This is a genomic window from Actinomycetes bacterium (assembly GCA_024222295.1).
Taxonomy (GTDB): Bacteria; Actinomycetota; Acidimicrobiia; order Acidimicrobiales; family Microtrichaceae; genus JAAEPF01.
The window spans coordinates 101,601-119,387 of record JAAEPF010000023.1 but is presented as its reverse complement, the minus strand read 5'-3'; the positions used below and the strand labels follow the sequence as shown (position 1 = coordinate 119,387).

18 protein-coding genes and 1 tRNA gene are annotated in these 17,787 nt (G+C 67.7%); 5 read left to right on the top strand and 14 right to left on the bottom strand.

Going from position 1 to position 17,787, the window contains the following annotated elements:
• Positions 1-86: 86 nt before the first annotated feature.
• Positions 87-2,108, bottom strand: a complete 2,022-nt coding sequence (locus GY812_06425; GenBank protein MCP4435124.1) for a hypothetical protein — start codon at positions 2,106-2,108, stop codon at positions 87-89.
• A gap of 207 nt (positions 2,109-2,315) precedes the next feature.
• Here GY812_06425 and GY812_06420 point away from each other — a divergent pair, with 207 nt between their 5' ends.
• Complete coding sequence (locus GY812_06420; GenBank protein ID MCP4435123.1) at positions 2,316-3,128, top strand: hypothetical protein; 813 nt, start codon at positions 2,316-2,318, stop codon at positions 3,126-3,128.
• Positions 3,129-3,156: 28 nt separating this feature from the next.
• Here GY812_06420 and GY812_06415 read toward each other — a convergent pair whose 3' ends face one another.
• On the bottom strand, positions 3,157-4,860 hold the full coding sequence (locus GY812_06415) for an AMP-binding protein (protein MCP4435122.1): 1,704 nt from the start codon (positions 4,858-4,860) through the stop codon (positions 3,157-3,159).
• A gap of 36 nt (positions 4,861-4,896) precedes the next feature.
• Between GY812_06415 and GY812_06410 the strand changes: the two genes are divergently transcribed.
• The 3 genes from GY812_06410 to GY812_06400 are packed head-to-tail and all read left to right on the top strand — an operon-like array spanning position 4,897 to position 6,588.
• Entirely contained in the window at positions 4,897-5,493 is a 597-nt protein-coding gene (locus tag GY812_06410; GenBank protein ID MCP4435121.1) for an orotate phosphoribosyltransferase, read from the top strand.
• Between the two features lie 48 nt (positions 5,494-5,541).
• Complete coding sequence (locus GY812_06405; GenBank protein MCP4435120.1) at positions 5,542-6,168, top strand: hypothetical protein; 627 nt, start codon at positions 5,542-5,544, stop codon at positions 6,166-6,168.
• Between the two features lie 9 nt (positions 6,169-6,177).
• The gene (locus GY812_06400) at positions 6,178-6,588 is read left to right on the top strand and encodes a hypothetical protein (protein MCP4435119.1); all 411 of its coding nucleotides are present in this window, start codon (positions 6,178-6,180) and stop codon (positions 6,586-6,588) included.
• Positions 6,589-6,670: 82 nt separating this feature from the next.
• Here GY812_06400 and GY812_06395 read toward each other — a convergent pair whose 3' ends face one another.
• The 6 genes from GY812_06395 to GY812_06370 all read right to left on the bottom strand — a co-directional run bounded on the left by GY812_06395 (position 6,671) and on the right by GY812_06370 (position 13,447).
• Positions 6,671-7,123, bottom strand: coding sequence for a nuclear transport factor 2 family protein (locus tag GY812_06395; protein ID MCP4435118.1), 453 nt, complete (start codon positions 7,121-7,123; stop codon positions 6,671-6,673).
• A 20-nt stretch (positions 7,124-7,143) separates the two neighbouring features.
• Positions 7,144-8,865: an amidohydrolase family protein gene (locus GY812_06390; GenBank protein MCP4435117.1), complete on the bottom strand. Its 1,722-nt coding sequence runs from the start codon at positions 8,863-8,865 to the stop codon at positions 7,144-7,146.
• Positions 8,866-9,045: 180 nt separating this feature from the next.
• Positions 9,046-10,989, bottom strand: a complete 1,944-nt coding sequence (locus GY812_06385) for a hypothetical protein (GenBank protein MCP4435116.1) — start codon at positions 10,987-10,989, stop codon at positions 9,046-9,048.
• A gap of 118 nt (positions 10,990-11,107) precedes the next feature.
• Positions 11,108-11,902, bottom strand: coding sequence for an acyl-CoA thioesterase II (locus GY812_06380; protein ID MCP4435115.1), 795 nt, complete (start codon positions 11,900-11,902; stop codon positions 11,108-11,110).
• A gap of 21 nt (positions 11,903-11,923) precedes the next feature.
• Positions 11,924-12,310, bottom strand: a complete 387-nt coding sequence (locus GY812_06375) for a CBS domain-containing protein (protein MCP4435114.1) — start codon at positions 12,308-12,310, stop codon at positions 11,924-11,926.
• 69 nt (positions 12,311-12,379) lie between these two features.
• Positions 12,380-13,447 carry a TIGR03617 family F420-dependent LLM class oxidoreductase gene (locus tag GY812_06370; GenBank protein ID MCP4435113.1) on the bottom strand — a complete coding sequence of 356 codons (1,068 nt, stop codon included), beginning with the start codon at positions 13,445-13,447 and terminating at the stop codon, positions 12,380-12,382.
• Positions 13,448-13,514: 67 nt separating this feature from the next.
• Here GY812_06370 and GY812_06365 point away from each other — a divergent pair, with 67 nt between their 5' ends.
• Positions 13,515-14,312 carry an inositol monophosphatase gene (locus GY812_06365; GenBank protein MCP4435112.1) on the top strand — a complete coding sequence of 266 codons (798 nt, stop codon included), beginning with the start codon at positions 13,515-13,517 and terminating at the stop codon, positions 14,310-14,312.
• A 61-nt stretch (positions 14,313-14,373) separates the two neighbouring features.
• Here the strand turns inward: GY812_06365 and GY812_06360 are convergent, their stop codons facing one another.
• From GY812_06360 to GY812_06335, 6 genes are all read right to left on the bottom strand, one after another.
• Positions 14,374-15,273, bottom strand: coding sequence for a sigma-70 family RNA polymerase sigma factor (locus GY812_06360; GenBank protein MCP4435111.1), 900 nt, complete (start codon positions 15,271-15,273; stop codon positions 14,374-14,376).
• Between the two features lie 216 nt (positions 15,274-15,489).
• Complete coding sequence (locus GY812_06355; GenBank protein MCP4435110.1) at positions 15,490-16,515, bottom strand: hypothetical protein; 1,026 nt, start codon at positions 16,513-16,515, stop codon at positions 15,490-15,492.
• Positions 16,515-16,682, bottom strand: coding sequence for a hypothetical protein (locus tag GY812_06350; protein ID MCP4435109.1), 168 nt, complete (start codon positions 16,680-16,682; stop codon positions 16,515-16,517). The genes GY812_06355 and GY812_06350 overlap by 1 nt, the downstream gene beginning before the upstream one ends.
• Before the next feature lie 31 nt (positions 16,683-16,713).
• Positions 16,714-16,787: transfer RNA gene (locus GY812_06345), tRNA-Ile, on the bottom strand.
• 76 nt (positions 16,788-16,863) lie between these two features.
• Positions 16,864-17,445 carry a hypothetical protein gene (locus GY812_06340; GenBank protein MCP4435108.1) on the bottom strand — a complete coding sequence of 194 codons (582 nt, stop codon included), beginning with the start codon at positions 17,443-17,445 and terminating at the stop codon, positions 16,864-16,866.
• Positions 17,442-17,741 (bottom strand): hypothetical protein, encoded by a 300-nt coding sequence (locus GY812_06335; protein ID MCP4435107.1) that lies wholly within the window; start codon positions 17,739-17,741, stop codon positions 17,442-17,444. Before GY812_06335 ends, GY812_06340 begins: the two co-directional genes overlap by 4 nt.
• Between the last annotated feature and the right edge of the window lie 46 nt (positions 17,742-17,787).

Sequence of the window (17,787 nt, the reverse complement as noted above, 5' to 3'; positions counted from 1 at the left end):
AATCACTTGATTACGTGTCAATGAACGTCATTCGATTTTCGGTGTCCGGGTCCGCCTGCCGGACCCACCGGGTCAGTCCGTACCGCTCAGATGTTGACCGGGCAGCCCACCACGCTGGGCAGTGCAAGGGCCAGCAGAGGCCTCGCGAGCAGTGAACCGCCGGTGATGTCCACCTTCGAGCAACCGCCACCCGGCAAGAGGTGGAAGTCGGCTTCAAAGTAGGTCGGGATGAACAGGATCGAGAAGTAGAAACCGCCGCGGGTGACCCTGGCCCCTGCGCCCTGGGTGAGCTTCACCCTGGCGTTTGCAATGTCCAGAGAACCGATGCGGAACTGTGCCGAACCGTTGAGCGACCAACTCGGCGTGGTCAGCGACGAAGTGAGCGAGCCGCTGAAGTTGATCCCCAACGGGAAGTTGATCGTGGAGACGCCGCCCGAGCCGGTGATGGTCACCTGTTCGGGGCTCGCGACGATCGAACCCGAGAAGTTGAGCAGTCCCCATGAATCGAGCGTGAGGGTCCCGTCCACCTGGCCGACGAGGCTCAGCAGTGTTCCGGTCGGACCGAAGCTCGCATCCACACTGCCGGTGAGGTTGGTCTCGTTGCCGACCTCGATACCACCCGAGAAGCTGATGTCGAGCGGACTGCCGTAGGAACTCTCGATTGCGAGCGTCGCTCCCGTGAGTGTGGTGTCGCCCAGTACCACTTCGCCGTTCACCGCGGCGGTGAGCTGGACCTGTTCGGCGAGCCCGTCGGTGATCACCACGGCGCCGTCGAGCCCGGCGTCGAACCCTGCCCCGACCAGGTCGGCGTCGATGTAGAGGGCGGTGCTCGCACCGTTGACCTCGATGATCGCCTCGCCGCTGGCGGCAAGCGTGCCCACCTCGAATTCGCCGGTGAGCACGGTGCGGAGCTGGTTGCCGATCACCGTTGTCTCGATGGTGCCGGCCGCGCGTACGGCCTGGCCGTCGGCCAGCGTGCCGGAGTACTCGCCGCCGCCCTCGAGGGTGAGGAATGGCGTGTAGGCGGTGATCCCGTCCCACACGATCGAGCCGTTGAAGCGCACCCAGCTGCCGCCCTGTTGCACGTCGAGATTGCCGACGAAGGTGGCCTTGTTGGTGGCAAGCGTGAGCGAGCCGTTGGCGGCGTTGACCTGGAGGTCGCCCACGATCCCGCTACCACTGAACGACACTGTGGTCTCGTCCGCGTTGCCCTCGAGCTTCACGGTTCCCTGCAGGTCGATCATGTCGCCGCCGGCCTGGTAGCCGACGAGGTGTGCCGAGATGTCCGCGTTGGCTGACACGAGGGCACCGGCACGGTCGAACTCGACGTGCACGGTGCCGGTGGCCGTGCTCGGACCCACCTTCAGGCTGCCCGCGACCGAGGCCTCGACCCCTGTGGCCTGCGAAGCAGAAAGGTTGATGGACGCCCCGGTGACCTTGATGTCGCCGATCTGCACTTCAGAGGCGTTCGCCGAGAGGTTCAGCGAAGGAACCCCGTAGCTGTAGGCAAGCGTGCCGGAGAACACCACCGGGCCGGTGGTGATACCCGGGATGGTGAGGGCGCTGGAGGAAAGGCTGACCGACCAGTTGTCGAGGTTCAGGAACGTGCCCTGGAACCCGATGGTCGAGGTGACCCCGGAGATCGTCACGCGCACGTTGCCCGTGAGGACGATTCCCGCCTGGCTGATGGAGGCCGAGAGCGCGTGGACGCTCACGTTGTCCAGCACCGGCTCACCGGCGGAGATCTCGTCGCCGGTTATCGCAGCGATGGGCTCGGCTCCAGGCTCTCCGAGCTCGGAGGGCACCTCTTCGCCTTCTGCCAGCAGCGCGCCGTCGAGCTCGACCTCGGCATTGGAGTCGTCGCAGTCGTTGCCGGTGACATTGGTGTCCTCGGCCATCGCGACGACATCGTCCTTGACCAGCACCGTCTCATCGGGCTCGGGTGGGTCGACCGAAACCTCTTCGAAGAACTCGCAGAACTGCTGGGCGGACGGCGGTGTGCCGCCGCCTCCGGGCGTGGTCGTGCAGGAAGCGCCCACAACCGCCAGCACGGCCGCTACGGCCGCCAGTCGCGCGCCAACTGATCGCCTAACCGATCGGTGCTTCATCGATCCCCCCGGGGATGGTCGCCGAACTGCCCTTCGGGACCGTATCAGTTCTTGCCCGTTGTGAACCAGCTTCAGTTTCCGACCGCGATCCAGCCTCGAGGCACCGCACCTACTTCCTGTGGCCGATCCGGCCGTACAGCCGGGCTGGTCCCGGTCTCGGAGCGGGTCGACTCCGGCCCGCCGCCCCTGCGTCGCTACCTTGGTGTCATGCGCTGGTGGATGCCGTTCGCCGTGATCGGGGCCGTGATCGTCGTGGCCGTGGGTGTGGTGGCCGTGCTGTTCGCCATGCGCGAAGAACCGGAGGCGCGCTCGGTCGACGACGCCCTGGAGGACTTCCGCTCCGAGGACGAGGACTCCGGCGCGACCGCCGATGCCGCTGCGACACCCGCCCCGGGGGTGTACGAGTTGGCCGGTGAAGGCCGCGAGGCAATCTCGTTCCCGCCGGTGGAGCAGGCCGACGGCGCAACAATGCCGATGACCGTCTCAGCTGCTGACGAGTCCGACTGCTACTCGGTGCGGATCGACTACAACGAGGCGCACTGGCAGGACTGGAACCTCTGTCGCGACGGTGATCGCATCATGGAACACGGGGGGCACACCTACCAGCAGTGGGACCTGGGCGCGGCGCAGGTGGAGAACCTGTCCACGTTCGTGTGTGACCCGCCGATCCTGTTCCTCGACTTCGACAAGGATGCCGGCCACGCCGAACAGAGAAGCTGTGCAGGCACCAACGACGCGGTCGAGGGCACGACGATCACCTCGGGAATCGACACGCACGTCGGTCGCGTGACCCTCACGGTCGGCGACGAGGAGCTCGAGGCAATCCACATCACCCAGGACCACGAGATCTCGGGTGCCCAGTCCGGCACCAACCGCAACGAGTACTGGTTCCGCGCCTCTGACGGGCTTCCCTTGCGGGGAATCCGTTCGTCCAACATCGACTCGGACTCACCAGTCGGCACCGTCACCTACACCGAGGACGGCACCTGGGACCTGGTCTCAACCACCCCGCAGACCTAGCAGCAGGCGCCGGAGCGCTTCCCCGGGGTCAGGGCTCGGGCTGCAGTTCCACCCCGGGCCGATTCGACCGCAGCTGTTCCAACAAGCCCTCCACGTCTGCATCGACGAGTTCTACATAGGTCTCGGCGCGACGGTCGGGGCGCCACCACACGGGATCACTGGTGCACCACGCGGCCGATCGCATCGCGCGCTTGTCGACCTTGTTGGTTCCCGTGACCGGAAGGTCAGCCGCAACCCTCACGAAGCCCGGAGCCCACTTGGTGCCCATATCGGCACGCCCGGCCAGGAACGTGCGGAACTCCCCGGGATCGAACTGCGCCGGATCGTGGAGTTGCAGCGCCGCCATCACCTGGTCCTCGGCGTTGCGCACGTCGGGCACGCCGTAAACCACTGCGGTGCGCACCCCGTGGAACTGCTCGAGTATGCGCTCCACAGGAGCGGTCGGGAAGTTCTCACCGTCGACGCGGATCCAATCAGACGTGCGACCGGCGAACCAGAACACACCGTCGCGATCGCGGTAGGCGAGGTCGCCTGACCAGTACCAGCCGTCGCGGCTTCGTTCAGTGCTCGCGTCCGGGTTGTTCCAGTAGCCCTCGAAGCGGCCCAGCGCGTTGCGCCCCACCAGCTCGCCGGTGGCCTGCTCCGCGTTGAGCAGTCTGCCGTTGGAGTCGAATTCCGCCGGGGGGCACTCCTGGCCCGTATCGGGGTCCACAACCGCGATGTCCTCCCCTTGCGGTGCCACGCCAAGGGCCCCGGCGGCCGACCGGGGTGCCGGCAACAGGATGACCGCGTTCTCCGACGATCCATAGCCGGCAAGGACTGGGCAGCCGAACCGTCGCTCGAAGTCAGCCATGTCTCTCGCCGACGCCTCTGGCGCCAGCACGAGCTTGAGGGGGTTGTCGGCGTCGTCATGGCGCTCCGGTGTGGCGAGCACGTAGTTGAGTACCCGGCCGATCGAGCTGAAGTAGGTGCAGCCGTGGCGCCGGACGTCATCGAGGAATGCCGATGCGGAGAACCTCCGGCGCAGCGCGATCGTGGCGCCGACACCCAGGGCGGGAAAGAAGCAGGCATTGAGGGCGTTGCCGTGGAACAACGGCATCGCGCAGTAGGGCACATCGTCGCGGCCACACAACAGCGAGTCGGCCGCTCGTACAGCACGCCCGTGGGTCATCCGCACGGCCTTGGGTGCACCCGAGCTGCCCGACGTGAAGATCAGCAGGTAGAGGTCATCGGGAGCCACCGGCGACGAGGCGGCCGGGGCCACCGAGTCGAGCGCGGCCGCGTAGGCGGTGCTGTCACACAGCAGCACGCGATCGTTGGACAGGCTCGTGTCCAGACCATCGAGAAGCGCTGCGTGCGCACCATCGGTCACCAACAGCTGGCAGTCGGTGTGGTTGATGTCCGCCGCCAGCTCGTCGCCGCGCCGGGTGGAGTTGAGGCACACGAGCGTCGCCCCACTGAGCGCCGCGCCACACAGGAGCTCGATGTACTCCGGCGAGTTGTCGAGGAGCACTCCAACGTTGAACGGGCCATCGACCCTCAGCGAGGTGAGCAGGGCGGCGCGTCGGCCCGCCGCCTCAACGAGCTCTGACCAGGTGCACGAACCGTGCTCGGACACGATGGCCGTGTGGGCATCGTCCGCCCGTGCAACCACAAGGTCGGCGACAGTCTGGGCCTCGTCGAGGACCGGACCGTCCGCGGCGCGTGAATCGGCGGGCACCGGCGAGACCATACCGTCACCGCCACGGAGCTGGGCCAGAATGGGCCCATGGCACCGCAAGGCACCGACACCGACCATGAGGCCCGGCGAGGCGAGCTGCTCGAGGTGGTACGCGAACGCGGGCTGATCCACTTCGAGGAGCCGCGCGAGCTGTCTTCGGGCGAGATGAGCCACGACTTCGTGGACGGCAAGCGGGCACTCGCCGCCGGGCGCCACCTGCGGCTCGCCTGCCAAGTGATGGCGGAGTCCGTCGGCGCGGCGGGCATTGCCTTCGACGCGGTGGGTGGACTCACCCTCGGCGCGGACCAGTTCGCCCATGGGGTGGCGGCCTGGCTCGACGACGACACCGAGTGGTTCGTCGTGCGCAAGAAGCCGAAGGGTCGCGGCACCGACCAGCTCGTGGAAGGAGCCGAGCTGGGCGCCGACAAGCGCGTGTTCCTGGTCGATGACGCCGTTACCACCGGCGGATCGATCCAGAAGGCGTTCCACCACGTGACAGACACGGGTGCAACCGTGGTGGCTGCGTCAACCCTCATCGACCGCGGCGACGTGGCCGCTAGGTTCTTCGAGGAGCACGGGGTGCCGTACCTGCCCGTGTTCACCTACCGCGACCTGGGAATCGCTCCGGTCGCCGGCGGTTCCTGAAGCCGCCGGCGCGCTGCCCGCCACGGCTCCCTCACGTACCCTGCGCAGATGCTCGGCGAGCTTCTCGGGTCAAGGGGTGTCGAGGAACACCTCGAGTTGCGCTCGCCTGTGGGGTTCATGGCGCTTCACGGCGGTCTCGAGGCGACGACGTACGAGATCGCACACGAAGCCTCCCGGCGCAGCGATTCGTCGCTGTACGCCGTGGTGCAACCCGACGACCTCACCTGGCATGTTCCGTCACACCGGTTCGACCCGGCCGAATCGGAGCGGCTGGCCGCGTTCTGTGACCACGTGGAGGTGGCGATCTCGGTGCACGGCTATGGCGGAGTCCGCGAACACCCGAATCGTTGGCTGACCATCGCCGTGGGGGGCGGTGGTCGGGCCCATGCCGGCGTCGTGGGCCGCACACTTCGCGATCACCTCGACGGCTACGAGGTGATCGACGAGCTGGACGAGATCCCCCCGCAGTACCGGGGGGTGCACCCGGCGAATCCGGTCAACCTCGTGCGCGGCGCAGGCGTGCAGGTGGAACTGCCCCCGCGTGTCAGGGGCACGAGTCCGGTCTGGTCCGACCATGACTTCGGGTCGTCGCCGTTCGTGCCCCACACGCTTTCGCTGGTCGAGGCGCTCGTGGAAGCCGCCGCCCTGCTACACCCGGCTTCCGGGCCAACCTAGGATGTGCCGATGCGATCGGCGGTCGTCGTATCGAGGACCTCATCGGCCACCCAGGCCGACCTGCTGGTTTCCTATCTGCGTACCCAGGGCATAGAAGCGACCACCCGCACCAACCTCGACCGCTCGGCATATGCAGGTCTCGGTGGGGCCACTGTCGTGGTGCCGGCCGAACAGCGCCTCGAGGCGGAGTTCGAGTTGTTGCTGCTCGAGGAATCCCGGCCTGCCAGCGATTCGTCGGGCGCTGCCCGGCCAATCGACGACCTAGGCCACCCCGAGCCCGGCGAGGACCCTGAGGCCCTGCCGGGACTCCGACCCGCCCGGACCTGGATCCGCGTCGGATCATGGCTGGCCCTCGCCGGGATGCTCGTGGTCAGCATCGTGCCGTCGTTGGCGGTCATATGGAACGCCATCACCGGTTGATCGGCGTTCGTCAGCCCGACACGCTGGTGTGTACGTCGATCGTGACACCGATGCCACTTGCAAGGTGGATCCGTGCGACCCGTCAGGCCCGTGGATGGCCCGTCGCGTCGTGGATCCAGTGCAGGTCGGCTGAAAAGAGCCTCTCCTGCCAGTCCGCGGGTGCAGCATCCAGCAGCGTGTTGTAGTCCCAGTAGTCCTTCCACATGGTGATCACGCCGGCTTCGACGTACATCACCGACACGAACGGCAGGGTGGCGGTTTCGCCAGTGGGCCAGTGCCAGATCTCGGTGTGCTCGGTCATCACGACAGGCGGGTCCGCCACCACCACCGTGCTGGGACCGTGATCGTGCCCCGAGACCGGGTCGAGACCCAGGCGCAGACGATGCACGATGTCGTCGGGGCCCTTCGCCGCCGTCGAGGGCCCGGTCGGCACGTCGAAGTAGACCGACTCAGGGCCGAAGAACGACCCAACTGCATCCCAGTCGTGCGCGTAGAGGGCCTGCCAGAACTGCCGGGTCACGTCGACCGGGTCCATCGAGGTGCGGTCCGCGTCGGTCACCGCGACCCCCGAAGCAGCCCGCCCGGGCGAGCGCCCGTGGGCTCGCCGCCCTCCATCGTGACCTCGCCCGACTTGATCGTGGCCAGGTAGCCCTCGGAGCGCTGCACCAGCCGGCCTGCGCCGCCCGGCAGATCGGTCACCCACTGCGGGCGCCTGAGCGCCAGCGAGTCGAAGTCGATCAGGTTCAGGTCGGCCACCTTGCCGGGCTGTAGTCGGCCCCGGTCACCGAGCTCGTAGAGGTCCGCCGTTGCGCCGGTCATCTTGTGGATCGCCTGTTCGAGCGGAAGCTTGTCGCCCTGGCGATCACGGGCCCAGTGGGTCATCAGGAACGTAGTGGTGGACGCATCACAGGTCTGCCCGGCATGCGCTCCCCCGTCACCCAGACCGAATGCCGAGTTGGGATCCGACAGCATGGAGTGCACCGCGTCGAGATTGCCGTCGCTGTAGTTGAGCACCGGCGAGTTGAGCAGCTCCCTGCCGCCGTCAGCCAGCATCGCGTCGAGGAGGGTCTCCCACATCGAGCGGCCCTCGGACTTCGCGATCTCGGCCACGCACCGCTGGGGCCCGGGCTCGTACACAGGAGGGTCGCCGAGCAGGTACGTGCTCGCGGGGTTCATGAAGCCCATCACGATCGGGTCGTCCTCCATGGACTGCAGTTCACGGACCAGTCGCTCGCGGACCTCGGGGCGCGACACCTCGGCAACCTGCTGCTGCCAGTCCATGAGTCCGAGTCCGAGCTCCGCCCAGGACGGGCAGAACTGCGCGGCATGGAAGGTCTGGAAGCCGAGGAGCAACGACACGGTGCGCCCGTGCACCTGGGGCCTCACCCTGGCGCCGCCGGCATTTGCCCTTCCCACGAGGTCGAGGAGGTGTCGCCACTGCACGGGATCCTCGTTGTTCTGTGTGAGGGCGAAGCTCACGGGTCGGTTGATCGACTCCGACAGCCGCACCATCCAGTCGACTTCCTTCTCAGGAGCAGCCAGGTCCTCGCCGAGGGCACCTGCGGGCGCCAACTCGAACACGCCGGTGCCGAGTTCGCCCAGCACCTCGCCGATGCCGAAGAGCTCGTCCTCGGCCGCGAACGTGCCCGGAACCGGCTCGCCGTCGATTGCGCGGTGGGCGAGGGTACGGCTGGTGGAGAACCCGAGCGCACCCGCCCGGATTCCGTCGCGCACGATGTCGGCCATCGCGGTGATGTCTTCGGGTGTTGCGGCCTCGTTCGCCGCTCCCCTTTCGCCCATCACGTACGCGCGCACCGCTCCGTGGGGGACCTGTGTGCCGATGTCCATCGTGCGCGGAGTCCCCTCGAGTGCGTCGAGGTACTCACCGAAGCTCTCCCACCGCCAGTCGATGCCGACCGACAACGCTGAGCCCGGGATGTCCTCGACGCCTTCCATGAGCCCGATGAGCCATTCCTGGCGGCCCTCTGCCACAGGAGCAAAGCCGACCCCGCAATTGCCCATCACGATCGTCGTCACACCGTGCCAGCACGAGGGCGACAACATCGGATCCCATGTGGCCTGGCCGTCGTAGTGGGTGTGGATGTCGACGAATCCCGGCGTCAACAGGGCGCCGTCGCCGTCGATCACGCGCCTCGCGTTTCCGACGGAGTCCTCGACAGCGGTTATGACTCCGTCGTCGACCGCAACCTCGGCATGGCGCGCCTCGGCGCCCGTGCCGTCGATGACGGTGGCGCCCCTGATCACGAGATCGTGCACAACTCCTCCAGTTCGGCTCCGGAACAACTGGTCCAGGCCGAAGCCGATTCAACCAGAGAAACGACCGACTGCGACAGCGCAGCGGCCAATCAGCCGGCAGAAGCAGGCCGGCCGGGTCGAGCCGGCAGCGTGAACGCCACTGCGGTCAAGGATCGTTAGGAACCTCCGGGTTGACCGTCCTCACGTTTGACTGTGCTCACGCCTCTGCGCCCGCCGGGCGAGGCGGCGCTGGAACCAGTTGGGTTTGCCGAGCCGGACGAGTTGGCCGGCACTCGGTGAGAGCCGTTCCGCCCAGTCGATCACCGCCTCGTCGTCGGTTATGTAGACGAGCTGCACCCGCACGGCGGCCACGAGGGTCGCCTCGAGCGCCTGGGTGGCCAACGAGCCGAGCGGCGAGAACGTGTCCACCATCAGAACCGGCACGGGATCGGAGCCGTGCGGATCCAGCGTTGGCGTGAGACCGGTCACGATCGCGGCCACGTCGGCCGCGCTGTAGCCCTCGCCGTCGGGTAGCGCGAGCGATGCGAACTGCCGCTCGATGGCGGCGAGGCGCTCGTTGGCCTCATCGACGATCCGCTGAGCCTCGACAAGTTCCACCGCGGCCGACTCGTGCTCCTGGGCTGCACGATCCACCAACGGAGCTAGTGCCGCGGCGCGGCTCGCGTGCTCCTCGGCACGCGCTGCCAGCGCTGCCGGACGGTCGACACCCGATTGCTGCTCGGCTTCGATCGATTCGAGGTACGCCACGAGCTCCCCGCGGTGCTGCACGTGCGCGTTCATCCCCGCCTGCACTTCGTCGCCAAGCAGGTGCAACGAGCCGGGTAGTGCGGGCACGGTCGCGAGCAGGTCAACGGTGAGCGAATCCGCATCCACGCCCGAGTTCTGCTGGATGCGCTCGCGCAGTGCCTTGCGCTGGTCGGTGAGGGCAGTCCGATCGGCTGCGGCGGCACCCCTGGCCGCCTCCAGTGCATCGGCGGAACCAACCTGTTCGGTACGAACCCGCTGGAGAGTCGACTCGACCGCGTCACCGACCGAGCGGGTCGAAAGGGCAATGGTGTAGTCGAGGTAGGAGTCGAACCCATAGGTCGACAGCACCCGCTGCTCGGCTTCGACTGCTTCCTCGAGACCACCTGAACGCAGATGGCGCTCGCCTTCGATACGCGCACGCTCATTGTGGGCGGCGTCGATCTCACTTCGTGCCCGGTCGGCCAGGATCCCGCTGCCGGCGAGCTCCTCGAGTGCGCTCAGCCGGACGGTCAAGACGTCGAGGCGTTCGCGCGCCTGCACGACCGGGGGCTCGTCCTCCACCCCGACGGCCGACACTTCGGCCCAGCGTCGTTCCAGCTGGTCCACCTCCGAGAGCATCTCGGCGAGCGCCTCATTGGGGCGGGCCGTTCCGGCGGCCACCGAGTCCAGCCAGTCGGTCAGCTCGGCGACCCGGCCCTCGGAGAGCAGTCCCGACGCGGCTGCCCGGCCCAACAGGTCGCGCAGTTCAGCGGGCTCCGTGCCGATGCGTACCCTTCGCATTACTTCGCTGTCGGCGTGGAACGCGGCCGCGACAACAGGGGCGAGCTGGGTGAGCAGCGCTACGTGCGCATCCGCCGCCGACAGCTCTGCTTGTACCGCCTCGACCTTCCGGGCGAGTTCCGCTGGGTGGTTGGCTGCCTGTTCGGACTGCTGGAGCAGTTCCGCCCGGGCGACGCCTTCCGCGTCGAGTTCTGCCCGACCCACCTCGACCGCGGCCCTGGTTGCCTCGACACGTGGCATCAGGGATCCGACCTGCTGGCTCGCAGCGTCGAGCCTGCGCTTCCAGCCCGCCCGTCGCTCCTCGAGATCGCCGGCGGCATCCTCGGTAGTCGCATGGTCGGGCTCCGGCAGTTCGCCGGCAGTCACGACCCTGAACCCCTCGCCCTGCAGGTCCAGTGACACCACCGTCGTCTGGTCCAGCGGCATGTGGAAGCCCGAGTACTCGACAGTGCCCGTGAGCCCGTTGCCCGCCAGTACGAACGCCTGGGCCAGCGCCTGCGCAAGTTCCTGGCACTCGGCCTGCAAGCCGGTCAGCACGGTCAGGCGCGGGTGCAGCACCGCGTCGAGAGCCCCGTCGCCCTCCGTGTGCACGTCCACGACCCGCATGCTGCTGGTGACCTCCGCTCGTTGGATCGGCCATCAAGGCCCGGGAGCCGACCGGCCCCCCTGTCCAATCGGCAGGATCAGCGACCGATGTAGCGCTCAGTCGGATTTGTCAGGGTCTTTCGCGGGTATCGCGCAGCAGGACCTCCTGGGCCACCGTCGCAATGTGGTCACCCCCGGCGGAATGAATGTGCCCGAGCGCTAGCCCGCGGCCGCCGACGAAGCTGTGGCAGCTGAAGTCGTGCAGGTGCCATTCATCGCTGCGGCCGGGGCGGTGGAACCAGATCGTGTGGTCAAGGCTGGCGCTGAACAACACCTCATGGCGCACTTCCTCGGGTTCAGCCGCCACCGGGTGGGCCCGCACGACCGCATCGGTCGGCAGGTCATCAGAGAGAAATGCGAATCCGGCGGCCTGCACGACGGGGTCGTCGCCGAGGCTTCCGGCCGCCTTGAGCCAGGCCACCGCACGGCCACCACCGAAGCTGTCGGGTGCGCCGGGCACGAAGGCCCGTTCGAACGACGGCGACCATGACCCGACCTCGAGGTCACCGGGACGGGGCACCGACCGGTCAGCGCCGACGGTCTCCACATCGGCTGACTGCTCCGGCCGCTGGAAGGAGGCCTCGAGGTTGAGGATCGCAACACCGTCCTGTCGGGCCACCACACGTCGAGTCTGGAAGCTTCGGCCGTTGCGGATCCGGTCGACCTCGTAGCGCACGGGTTCGGCCTGCACGCCGCGCCGGATGAAGTAGGCGCGCACACTGTGCACGACGTAGTCGTCATCGGCGCTGTGGCCCGCGGCCAGCAGGGCCTGGGCCACGATCTGTCCGCCGTAGAGCCCGCCCCATGGATACGTGGGTCCCGTTCCCACCCACACGTCGGAGCCGTGCGGGGAGAGGGTGAGGATCTCCTCCAGGTCCACCCGGACTCAGTCGGTGTGGGCTGCCAGCAGGTCCCTGATGGACACCACGCCGACGACCTTCTCACCCTTCATCACCGGAAGGTGGCGCATCCCACCATCGATCATCATGGATGCGGCCTGCGCAATCGACGCCGAGGCGTCGATGCTCACGGTTTCGAGGGCCATCACGTCGGCTGCGCGGTCGGACTCGAAGTCGAGTCCCTCAGCCACGGCACGCACGATGTCGCGCTCGGACACAACGCCCAGGACCGGGTTCTGGTCGCGGATCACGACGAGGCCGATGGAGTCCTCGACCATCAGCTCGGCGAGGCGGTTGAGCGTGTCATCGGTGTGCGCCTCGACGATCGGGCCGGACACCAGGCGCTCGACGGGGTCGCTGGGGCTGGGTGACATCTGGGGGGACTCCGGGTCTCTTGGAACGGCTTCGGGGCCGTCGCACACCACTGTGTGCGCAACAGAAATCTAGCCGACGGCCTTCCCGGGCTCCGAGCCGGGGGCAGGGGTCGTGGCCGCCTCCACCCGCCGCGCCACTTCGCCGAAGCGCTCCATGCTGGCTGGGTCGGCAAACGTCGGGTTGGCGAAATAGAACACGAGCGTCTCTGCCGAACCCCCGTACCGGGCCAGTAGCGCGTCGGGCATTTCGTCCCACGTGCCCTCCACGACGAAGTCGGCCAGCAGTTCGTCGGTGATGACTGCGGACATCCCGGCCATGTCGCCTGCTTTCTGACGCTCACGCAACGCCGCCGTGGTCCCTTCGGCCCCCAGCATGTCGAAAATGAACGCGTAGTTGGGCGTCGAGCCGTAGAACGCGACCTGCATCCTGGCGAGTTCACGCCATTGGGACCGCTCCTGCTCGTCGTCCCCCGCCACCGTGAACACGGGCACCAGCAGGTCCACATCTGAACTGTCCCGGCCGGCCCGGGCGGCACCGGCGGCCACCTCGGCCACGACCGTCTCCCGGAGGTACTTCGGATGGTTGAGCGGGTGCACGTGCACCCCGTCGGCCAACTCCCCCGCCATGCGAAGCATCCATGGGTTGACAGCGGCCACGTCGACAGGCGGGTCCGGGTGGTCAATCGGACCGGGCGACCAGGCACGGGGAAGCAGCGACATCGACCACCACTGCCCTTCGAAGTCGAGCGGCTCTCCACGGAATCCGGCGAACGCCGCCCGCACGGCCCGCACGTACTCGGCCATACGGGGACCCGGAGGACTGAACTCCATGCCATAGCGGCGCTCGATGTGGGCGCGTACCTGTGTGCCGAGGCCCAGCCGGAACCGACCGCCCGTGGCTTCCTGGAGTTCCCATGCTGCACCGGCGGTGACCATCGGGCTGCGCGCAAATGCCACCGCCACCCCGGTGGACACACGAAGGCGCGGGGCGCTCATCGCCACGGCGGTGCCTGCCAGATACGCAGATCGCGAGGTCTCGGTGAGCACCAGGCCCCCGAATCCGGACCGCTGCACCAACTGGGCTTCGCTGGCGGTGCGGTTGAGGTCGGCCGGGGTCATCATTGCTTCGACATGCATGGCAGGTTCCTACCAGAGTCGGGCTGTGCCACTGGGTGTGGACCCGCGCAGGTGCGAGAATGCGCCGATGGACTCCCCGATTCCCCCCGCCGACCTGGACATCGCCCGTCTCGCGCGCGGGTGGGCGGTCGAGGCTGGAGACCTCACGCTCGGCTGGTTCCGCCGGGCGGAGTTGGAAGTCGAACACAAACAAGACGGCACCCCGGTCACCAGGGCCGACCGCGACGCTGAGGCACTACTGCGCGAGCGAATCACCGAGGCCTTCCCCGACGACTCCGTGCTGGGCGAAGAGCATGCGGATCGCACCGGTTCCTCGGGCCGCACGTGGGTGATCGACCCGATCGATGGCACCAAGGCCTTCTCACACGGTGTCGGCACCTATTCGAACCTGCTGGCGTTCGCCGACGAGCACGGACCGGCTGTGGGCGTGATCAACCTGCCGGCGTTCGGTGAGTGCGTGTGGGCCGCGCGCGGTCACGGGGCGTTCCTCGACGACGACCCGGTGCCGGCGCTGGACAGGCCGGGTGCCGGACTCGAGGGATCGGTGCTGTGCGTGTCGGGCTTCCACGAGTGGGATCCGGATCTCTTCGGCCGGGTGGCCGAAGCCGGGGTCGTGGTACGCACATGGGGCGACGGCTACGGCTACGCGCTGGTGGCCACCGGCCGGGCCCAGGCGATGTTCGACCCGACGCTCGAGTGGTGGGACCTTGCGGCACCTGCGCTCGTGATCCAGGAAGCCGGTGGCCGGATCACCCGTCGAGACGGCGCCGACGTCGTGGAGCCGGAACGCTCGGGGGCCTACGGGTATTCGGCCATCGCCTCGACAGGCACCGACCACCAGAACTGGCTGGACCTGCTGGGCTGAAGCTGACCGAGGCCGGGCGGCCGACCGTCGGGCCGGCGCACGTGAGATCGCTGTAGGTCGCTCAGCCGACCACTTCGAGGAGACGGTCGATTTCCTCGCAGAATGCATCGTCGCTGTCGGGATCCTGGCGCTCCGAGATACGCTCGCCCGGCTGCGACGTGGCCTCGATCCGGCGGGCGTAGGCGACCCGACGACGCTCGACCAGGCCCTCCGGCTCGGAGGTCATGGTGCCTTCGTACTGAGCTTCGATGCCACGCTTGAGCATGCCCAGTGCCTCGCTGCGCATCTGCGAGACCCTCGACTCGGTCACACCAAGGAAGCGGGCGAGGTCGGCGCTGGTGCGATCTTGGATGAAGTAGCCGAGGATGATGAGGCGGTGGCGCTCGGGCAGGTGGGCAATCGCCTCTCGCAGGTAGGCCTTGAGTTCGCGTTCCTCGAGCTCGGCGTCGGGCTCGCGCCCGTCGTCGGCCAGAACGTCGACAAGCGTCAGGTCGTCATCGTCGGGGTCACCGACGACGTGTTCGAATGCGAGGACGACGGAACGGAAGATGCGGTCGCGTAGGGCGTGTAGCTCCTCCGGTGTCATGTCGAGCTCACCAGCGGTCTCGCCGAGGCTCGGCGGGCGGCCGAGTCGGCCCGACAGCGACTGTTCTGCGGCGGCGAGGCGGCGGGCGAGCTTGCGAACCGATCGAGGTGCCCAGTCAGCGGACCGCACGGCGTCGATGATTGCACCGCGGATGCGTTGGGCGGCGAAACGGTTGAATGGCACGCCGCGTGCTTCGTCATAGCGCTTGGCGGCTTCGACCAGACCGATGGCACCGGCGTTGATCAACTCATTGCGATCCACGTGTCGAGGAAAGTGAACTGCGACCTGGAAGACCACGTGGTTGACGAGTGAGAGGTTCTCCTCGATCAACCGGGAGATCTCGGCTTCGGTGCGTACTGGCGACTTCACTGGCATGACGACCCCTTTGGGACTCGATGCAGCAGTCATCGGCGCGCGCGACCTGACTCCTTTAGCGATTTCCCGAGTTTTTTCGCGCCAAAGCCATCGCTCACTCTCTGTGAGTAGCTTCGGACCGCCCGTCCCAGATCTTGAGCGGAATATCGCGAACTGCCCACTGACAGTGATGATCGGTGCTGCCAGAAGGCAATGGTCAGGTGCTGAACTGCCAGCTCAGCTCCCAGCCGTGCCGACCCAGGACCCGCCCTCGCTGCCCTGGAGCACCGCCACTCGCACGCCCCTCACCCGCAGGCGCGCCAGCATGCCGGCCACGTCGGGCCAGGAGGAAAGGCCGTGTGCTCCCACGGGCGCCAGGCCTGCAAGTAGGTCCTTGACCACCTCGGCGCCGAGAGCAGCTGCCGCCACCCCTGGTCGGTCGAGCACGCCCAGCACCCGCGACGCGCGGCTACCGCCTTCGGAACCCCTCACCTCCACTCGGATGGCTCCCATCCCGCCCTCTGGCGGTGCAGGGAGCAACACAGGCAGATACTGGGTCATCCGGTCCCATCGCGACAGCACGACCCGGGCCGATGATCTGTTGATGTCGACGAAGGACTCCACGGCGAGCAACGGCTCGGCCGTGGCAGCACGGTACGCATCCGCGCCGCCCACCGGATCCGGAAACCAGCACAGCTCGCGACCCGATCCTGCCCGGTGAACCGTCCACGTGCCGTCGCGCCACTCGCGGACCGGACGCCGCAGCGCAGCCAGCCGATCGGCCGCACAGAGCGGGCCCGCAGCGCCGTGACGCGCGAAGTGAACCTCATCGACGGTGTCGAGCCCGGCGGCAGCGAACCTGGCCAACAGGCAGGACAGCCCGGGCGAGAAGGCGGCGCCCACCACCAGGCTCCTGGCCCGGTCACGAGCGACTTCGTCAAGGCCGAGGAGCGCCTCGACGGTGTCGGGCCGATCAGCCACCGCTATCACATGCCGACCGGCCTCGACGTGCCGCCGTGCTGCTGCCGGCTGGCCTTCCTGGTGGCCGGCGAGCACAACCACCTCGACAGCCGGGCCAACGTCACCGGCTGATTCCCCGACCGTCACCTGGTCACCGAACACCTTGCGCAGTTCCTTGCGCCGATCCGGGTCGTTGGAGTGGAGTTCGACCGACATCGCCGGATCCGGTGACAGGATCTCGCGGGCCATCCGCCCACCGACTACGCCGGCACCAAGGATCGCAACGCGGGCACTGGTTCCCATCAGGGCTCCACACTCGCCGGCCGGCTCGATGCGGGACCGGTCGAGAGCTCGAGGTCACGCCAGCCACCCACCGCAGGTGCCTCGGGTGAGCTACCCCGCAACCTCGCCACCACGGCCATCACGGCACCGATTCCGATGGCAGCTGCGGCCCATGGCAGTCCTCGCACGATCAGCACCCTTCGCGGTGAGTTGCGTTCGTGGGGCTAGCAGGAGTCGAACCTGCGACCTCACCCTTATCAGGGGTGCGCTCTAACCAACTGAGCTATAGCCCCGCAGTGCCTCGGGCCATCATGTCCTGACCCTTGCGGCGGTCCGCCAGCGTAGCGAATCAGGCTGTAGGCAACGAAGTCAGCTTCGGCCCTCGGAAGGCAGCGCCGCCGGCTCGAAGTCCACGATCGGTCGGGCGGTTTCCTCTTCGATGACAGACACCCACACGCCACCGATGATGTCGGAGATGAGGTTGAACACCAGCGAGGCCACGACCATCGTCGCCGCGAAGCCGAGTGAGAACAACAGGCTGATCAGCCCGAACTGTCGGAACAGCACGTCACCGGTGAGCTCGAAGTCCTCGAGCTGGAGGTTCTCGTTGAAGAACCGCTCGAGACTGGCCAACGCACCCGTGTTGTTGGCCACCGACCAGATGATCACCGAGGCGATCAGTGCGACGACCCACATGCACAATGCCACCAGAAGCGACAGCTTGAGCACGGACCACGGGTCGATGTGGCGCACGAGGCGCCGGACCTTGCGCGCCTCGAATCGCTGGCGTCGGTATCCGAGAATGCGGCGCCCACCACTGTCGGCCTGCCGACGTGCGGAGTCCTCGGGAGCGGGACGCGAACGATTCGCAGGCCCACCTTCATTGCCGGTCCCGCTCTTGCCGCTGCGCTCCGGTGTGTCGTCAACACCCTTGTCAGAGGTCATGGTCACCCGTGCGAGCCTACAGCGGCACCTGCTCGCTGGTGCGACCACCCAGGCTCGGGTCGGGCCGCTGCAACCGCGGCGGCCCTGCCATGGACCACTTCGATCACGACCGTTGCGCCGATGCGGTCGAAGGACTCGACGTTTGCGTCGTTGGCAAGCACGACAGCCTCGGCGGCGCCTTGCCCGCCGACTGCGCCGGCAAGTGCCGCCACGTCAGCCACGGCCTGTGCCCGCTCGACCTGCAGGGAGCCTCCCCCGAGGGTTGCCGCTGCCAGCACCACGAGAGTGGCCAGGACCAGCACGACAGCCGACAGGACGGTTACAGCAGACCGATCACCTGACCCCTGC